The organism is Vibrio makurazakiensis (assembly GCF_050337375.1).
In the GTDB taxonomy this organism is placed as follows: Bacteria; Pseudomonadota; Gammaproteobacteria; order Enterobacterales; family Vibrionaceae; genus Vibrio; species Vibrio makurazakiensis.
The window spans coordinates 1-5,955 of sequence record NZ_JAKJSW010000237.1 but is presented as its reverse complement, the minus strand read 5'-3'; the positions used below and the strand labels follow the sequence as shown (position 1 = coordinate 5,955).

General features: G+C 42.6%; 5 protein-coding genes and 1 riboswitch. Of the genes, 2 read left to right on the top strand and 3 right to left on the bottom strand.

Features of this window, described 5'->3' with window-relative positions:
* Positions 1-36: 36 nt before the first annotated feature.
* Together L4C33_RS18825 and L4C33_RS18820 are read right to left on the bottom strand one after the other, a co-directional pair.
* Complete coding sequence (locus L4C33_RS18825; RefSeq protein WP_428813944.1) at positions 37-1,866, bottom strand: putative bifunctional diguanylate cyclase/phosphodiesterase; 1,830 nt, start codon at positions 1,864-1,866, stop codon at positions 37-39.
* 181 nt (positions 1,867-2,047) lie between these two features.
* Positions 2,048-2,944: a LysR family transcriptional regulator gene (locus tag L4C33_RS18820; RefSeq protein WP_428813943.1), complete on the bottom strand. Its 897-nt coding sequence runs from the start codon at positions 2,942-2,944 to the stop codon at positions 2,048-2,050.
* A gap of 78 nt (positions 2,945-3,022) precedes the next feature.
* Between L4C33_RS18820 and L4C33_RS18815 the strand changes: the two genes are divergently transcribed.
* Both L4C33_RS18815 and L4C33_RS18810 read left to right on the top strand, forming a co-directional pair.
* Positions 3,023-4,252 carry a multidrug effflux MFS transporter gene (locus tag L4C33_RS18815; RefSeq protein ID WP_428813942.1) on the top strand — a complete coding sequence of 410 codons (1,230 nt, stop codon included), beginning with the start codon at positions 3,023-3,025 and terminating at the stop codon, positions 4,250-4,252.
* A 51-nt stretch (positions 4,253-4,303) separates the two neighbouring features.
* Positions 4,304-4,654 (top strand): hypothetical protein, encoded by a 351-nt coding sequence (locus L4C33_RS18810; RefSeq protein ID WP_428813941.1) that lies wholly within the window; start codon positions 4,304-4,306, stop codon positions 4,652-4,654.
* Positions 4,655-4,767: 113 nt separating this feature from the next.
* Here L4C33_RS18810 and ribB read toward each other — a convergent pair whose 3' ends face one another.
* Complete coding sequence (gene ribB, locus L4C33_RS18805; protein ID WP_428813940.1) at positions 4,768-5,424, bottom strand: 3,4-dihydroxy-2-butanone-4-phosphate synthase; 657 nt, start codon at positions 5,422-5,424, stop codon at positions 4,768-4,770.
* Between the two features lie 181 nt (positions 5,425-5,605).
* Positions 5,606-5,782, bottom strand: a riboswitch (FMN riboswitch).
* Positions 5,783-5,955: the final 173 nt, after the last annotated feature.

The following is a 5,955-nucleotide window of genomic DNA, read 5'->3' as shown; positions in this document are numbered from 1 at the left end:
ATAAAAAAATCGTAAGTATTAATACTTACGATTTTTTTATGCGCGTCTCGCAGTAAGGTTTTGGACAATACTATCGATGATAATACTGGGTCTTTCAGGGCGAGAATAATAATAACCTTGTATCTGAGCACACCCCATTGCATGTAATTTGTCGAGTTCCTCTTTATGCTCGACTCCCTCTGCAACCAAGCTTACTTCTAATTGTTGGGCAAGTTTAATGATCAACCCTACAACGCTTTCGGATGTTTTGTTACTGAGTAGATTTCGTATAAACGTAGCGTCAATTTTTATACAGTCAATTGGGTAACTGTGGATGTAGTTTAGACTCGAATAGCCCGTTCCAAAATCATCGAGTGCTACTGTGAACCCTATTTCCCTCAGTGAGTTCAGGACACCTTTAATCTCCCCTGTCTGAGAGAGAAGCACGGTCTCTGTCAGTTCTATTACAAACTCTCGAGCTTGAAAGTTATATTTATTGATGGTGTTGGTTAGACAATTTAAATAACGCTGAGAGTCGCTGAGTTCATGTGCGGAGCAATTCAAACCTAGCTTCACTTCGTATCCTAACCCTTCTTCTAGTTTTTGTTTTGCTAAGCAAGCGAGCTCTATAATCCGTTCTCCTAACTCTACAATTAGACCAGACTGCTCGGCAGCATGGATAAATTCAACAGGGGAAACGACGCCGTGTACCGAACTGTTCCAGCGGGCTAGAACTTCAAAATACACCCATTGCGGCTGGTTGTTAGAAACTATGGGCTGTACCGCAACATACAATTCGCTGTCTTCAGATATTGGGCTATTGATCTCGGCTCTAATTGCGTCTATCAGTTGGTTTTCTCTGTGATATTTTGCGCTTAAGTGAGTGTCATAGCACTGCACTTGTATGTCGTTATGCTTCTTACAATCTTTCAACGCTAGGCTCGTATTCAGCAGTAGGTTGTTAATGTCTTTAACGTCCTCCTGAGTTCTAGCAATACCAATGCTGAGATTAAACTTAATTTGGCGAGAGTTATCGCAATAACCAGATTCCACTTTACTCAGAATATGGTGACAAACTGCAATAGGGTCGTTGGAGTAAGTGATAAAGGCGAACTCGTCACCGGCGGTTCTGAAGGCAAATTCAGGCTCGGGTAGCGAAGTCAAAATACTATCCGCAGTAAATTTGATGATGCGATCACCGATGTAATTACCGTTGATATCATTCAATAGTTTGAAGTTATCAATATCCACGAATGCCAACGTGAACGGTTTAGAAGACTGTTGGGTGATGGATTCTAATGTGTCGGATAGGCAGCTTCGGTTTAGTAATCCGGTTAAACTGTCGTGTGAAACCTCATAGCTAAGTTTTTCCATCAATTGTTCTGAGCGGTCATTGAGCCACTGTTCTTTCAACGCATGAATAGTGAGATCAGCGAACAACTTATGAAAGTGCACAATTTCAGATAGATAGGGTTCGCTTAAGGTATTACCGAAAGTGGAATAGAGTATTCCCATAACCTCCCCATCTTGGGAGCGTATAGGTATCGCTATATAGTGACTATCAATGACTTCATGAGAAAGTGCTTGTTCAGGAAGGGAATCGAACAAGTTTTGACTCATGGTGCAATATTGGCAAWTGCTACTTGTGCCGCTACAAAGGTTTGAAACTTTACCTTTTAAATTCCTGTCGAGCGTGTGGTCGTATGCAAATGCTAAAGGGCGGATCGATTTTTGAAATTTTTGTTTTTCTACTATTGTTGTGCACTGCGTACCAAGCGCTCTATGCAGAGTGAGCGCAGCGGATTCTAGCAGTGCTTGTCCATCCAACTTAATGATACAGCTGATGGTGTTTAGGTCTATTGTGTTACTCGCCAAACGTTGTTCCATAGCACTTTTGTCCATTCTAAGCCGAAGTGAGTGCATTAGAATATTTTTATATGCACACTATTTACTATTGCTTATAACGGTTGCTTTTTCAAACCTCTTGACGAGAAAAAGTTTGTAAAAGCTCAACCAAAGCTCAGTGAAATGGGTGAGGGACTAGAGTCGATATAGCGCTAAAGTGGCATTATTGTTGTTCCTGTAATTGTTTTTGTTTTAGACGACTTTTTAAATAATCTAAGAACAGTTTAGTCCGAGTATGTTGGTAGTCCAGTGTAGGGTAATAAGCATACACCATCGCTTCATCAGCGGTAATGTCCGGAAGTACCGGCACTAGTGTTCCAAGCTTCAGTTCCTCGTGGATCATCGCTTGAACAGTCAGTAAGATCCCCATCCCACGTTTAGCCCCGTGAAAAAGCGCTTCTGGATTCGTTGTCGCGAAGTTGCCTGATAACGTTAATCTTTCCCCGTTAGTGAGTTTAACTTCTCTGATGAGTCTTTCGCCCCATATCAATACATTGTGAGATTCTAGCTCTTTAACGCATGTTGGTGCTTGGTGTTTTTCCAGATAGCTAGGCGACGCGTAAAAGGCCGCTTTATGCTCAAATAATGGTGTTTTCTTAAAGCTAAGTGAATTGAGCTGCTCTAATTCGCGACTGAGAACTAAATCAAGATTGAGTGCCGGTAGTTGGCCGGGTGTCGTAGTGATGAGCTGTACTTTAATATCTGGGTATTGTTCTAGGAAGTCATCAAGGTATTGAACCAGGAACTTAGATCCTACTGCTATTGTGGCGCCAATCTTAAGTAACCCTGCCGGAGTTTGATTGACCGACCTTGTTTCATCAATGACAGACTGCCAACTGTCTAGTTGATCTTTCGCTCGTTTATAAAATACAGCGCCAGCCTCTGTTTGGCTTATTGAGCGTGTGGTTCGTTTTAGTAGCTGTGTGCCAATACGGCTTTCTAACCAATTTATACGTTTACTGATCGCCGAGCTGGTCGTATTAAGCTTACGCGCAGCGCCATTAAAACTGCCTTCTTCAACTACTCTAACGTAAGTTCTTACATTCAATATCCAATCCACTATTAATTCCTGTTAGGACGTAATCTAATTCCATATTACAGGATTATCAGGTATTGGGTTTGAATGTAAGATAAATTCATGAATAAAAATCAAACGAAATTAAACAACACAACTTCTCAGCCTTTTAAAAGAGCGCCGTTATTGTTAGCGATGATGATCATTGCTACAGGGCAAGTTGGTGTCAGCATTTACCTTCCATCACTACCAATGATTAGTGGTGATCTTGGCATATCTCAAGTTGATGTTCAGCTCCTGGTGACTTTGTTTTTAGTCGGATTCGGCCTTTCTCAATTGTTTTATGGGCCGATGTCAGACGCCATAGGGCGAAGACCCATTTTTATACTGGGGCAAGGTATATATTTGGTCGGTACGATCGTTTGTATTGCTTTTTCTGACAGTGCTTATGCTTTAGAAGTCGGGCGTTTATTACAAGGTTTAGGAGCGGGTAGTGCATCGGTATTAGGTCGGAGCGTTTTAAGAGACAGTTATGATGGGGCACATCTTACAAAGGCGTTGTCATACATTTCGATAACCGCGTCAATCATGCCTATTATTGCGCCAGTGTTTGGTGGTTGGATAGCGTTCCACTTAGGTTGGGAAGCCGTGTTCATCTTTGTTCTCGTTTACCTTGTGGCCATATTCACCCTAGGGTACTTTATCCTTCCAGAGACGTTACCTTATGGAAAATCCAAATTTAAACTGGGTAAGGTTATTGAAAACTACGGTGCTTTGTTAACGAATAAGCAAGTGATCAGTAGCGCGAGTTATAACTGGGTCAGCTATTTGACCAGCCTTGTCTCATTGTCGGTTTTTCCATTTTTGATGCAAGACCAGTTGGGTCTAACAGCGGCAGAATACGGCACGTTAATGATTGTCCCTTCAGCTGGTTTAATGATTGGTAGCGTGATGCTGAACATCTTCAACCGATACCTTTCGACTGAAAAGTTGATGACTATCGCAATCATAATTATGTTGTTGTCAGGGCTATGGTTAGTATTTACACCATTAAGTATTTTCAATCTTGTGTGGGCATTTACTTGGCTTACTATCGGTCAGGGTATCTCGTTCCCATTGTCGATAAGCATGTTATTAGAGCCACATAAAAAGCAAGCAGGTGCAGTGTCAGCACTATCAGGTTCGGTGCAAATGTGTGGCGCGGGACTTGTTGGTGGATACTTGGTTGAGTACTGGGTTTCAGAACAGGCCAGCCTTGGGACGTTCTATATAGTGGCAGCCGCAATAATGGGCTCTGTATTGTTCTCTTCACAAAGACGCGAACACGCAGCGAAAGTTTCGCAAGCGTTGTAATTATGCTGAGTGTTTCTTACAATGCGTTCGTTAACTTTATAGGTAGAAACCATGCAACATAATGAATTTGAAGCACTCGTAAATACGATTTGCGAGCAAGAAAACCTTCCGCAGGCTCTTGAAGTACTAAAAGCGAACGAAGACACTGAAGTATCTGAAGCCGCTCAATCTCTAGCTGGCCAGTTCGCATTAGCCGAAGTTGATGGTGAAAAGMGAGTTTACCATGTGACGCTGCAAGAAAATGATGAAGGTGAAGAGCAAGAGTTCGTTGAGCATGTGATGAACGAAGGCGACGACCTTATTAAGTTTGCAGCTTGGTTCTTTGAGTCTATGTTTGAAGTTAAGCAGAAAGACACTTACCAAATCGCTGGAAAAACTTATAGGCAGCCAAAGCGCAGCTAATTGAGTTGCTGTGAGCRAATATCGCAAAAAATCGCTTACTAACAGATATAAAAAATCAGCCACTAGGGCTGATTTTTTGTTATTTGATTAGGCAATGTATTTTGCCTTACTTGCTACGCCAGTTTTAGATCAAACTCGTTACGGTAAAGAACCATATCTTCAATGGTTAGCACAGGCATGTTGTGCAGTTTACCGAAAGCTACGATTTCAGGCGCTTTCGCCATTGTTCCGTCTGGGTTAGTCACTTCACACAAAACACCTGCAGATTGAAGACCTGCCATTTGCATTAGATCTACAGTACCTTCAGTGTGACCACGGCGAGTTAATACACCACCAGCACGAGCTCTCAGTGGGAATACGTGGCCCGGACGCGCAAGGTCACTTGCCTTTGCGGTTGGGTTAGCCGCGGTTTTGATTGTTGTTACACGGTCAGCAGCAGACACACCAGTTGTTACGCCGATTTTCGCTTCTATAGAAACCGTAAACGCAGTTTGGTTTGCGCTGTTGTTGTCGACAACCATTGGTGGCAGTTCAAGTTGGTTTGCTTGAGCATCCGTTAAGCAAAGACAAACAATACCGCTACATTCGCGGATCATCAGTGCCATTTGTTGGTTCGTTAAGTGCTCAACAGAATAAATGATGTCACCTTCGTTTTCACGATCTTCATCATCTAAAAGTAGGACACCGCGACCTTCTCGTAACGCTTCTAATGCATTTTCTACGCGAGTGATTGGTTCGCCAAATTCGGCAAGTAGTGAAGACTGATTCATGGTTAAACTCCTAAATATCACCAGAATCAGGGCTGTATGAGGGATTTCAACCGAGCACAACAAAGCCGACTCATGACAAGTTGGTTTTAGCTCGTTGTGGTTTCTATCCAAAACGAAATGCATCAAACTTACAGGTGCACACGCGTATTAGGCCCATGTACATACCATAAGTTTGATGTGTTTCCATTCTCTCTCATCCGGACTTTAACCGTCGGCTCTGGCATCTCACCAGATCTGCTGACCTCGACGAATCGAGCGCTCGCGGGCTTACTTTAGGCGTTTAGCTGGTGGTTTTTCACCGCTGCTAACGCTTAAGCATACCGCCGGTGGGGAATTTCGCCCCGCCCTGAGAATAAAAATTAATAATTTGATTTGCTCTTGAGAGCAGACCAGATGTTATAGCTTTCGTGTTGGTTTTGAAAGGTATAGGCGCAAACTTTCTAAAGTTGGATGATATTTAATAGGTGCCTAGGTCGAAAGTTAACCATTACGTATGTTGTTTACCCTATATAAGAAAACCTGACATTAGGC

Coding starts and splice junctions, on each gene's coding strand:
- L4C33_RS18815 (WP_428813942.1), top strand. CDS start 3,023: ATGAATAAAAATCAAACGAAATTAAACAACACAACTTCTCAGCCTTTT.
- ribB (WP_428813940.1), bottom strand. CDS start 5,424: ATGAATCAGTCTTCACTACTTGCCGAATTTGGCGAACCAATCACTCGC.